1 protein-coding gene is annotated in these 250 nt (G+C 60.0%); it reads right to left on the bottom strand.

Annotation, left to right across the window (positions count from 1 at the left end):
* The coding region (locus RTW80_RS30220; protein WP_312721877.1) for a phage tail length tape measure family protein at window positions 1–250 on the bottom strand (250 nt) is incomplete at both ends.

Raw genomic sequence — 250 nt, 5'->3', positions numbered from 1 at the left:
GGGTGGAAGAGCCCTGATACCAGGCGTAGAACAGCGCGCCCGTTGCGACGGACAATGCCCCAATACCGATCATCATGGGGGAAATCGTCCCCATCAGTGCACGGAACGTCGGCATGATCCCGCCAAAGGAGTCCTTAACCTGCCCACCCTGCTGAAGCAGAATCAGCCAGGGGTTCTGCCCACCTGCCAGCTGCGTTGCCACATCGGTAAACTGCGCCGGCAGCATACGCATGGCCTGGTTATACTGACC

The sequence above is a fragment of the Escherichia sp. AM3 genome, assembly GCF_032029835.1.
GTDB lineage: Bacteria > Pseudomonadota > Gammaproteobacteria > Enterobacterales > Enterobacteriaceae > Escherichia > Escherichia coli.
This window is presented reverse-complemented; position numbering and strand designations above follow the sequence as displayed.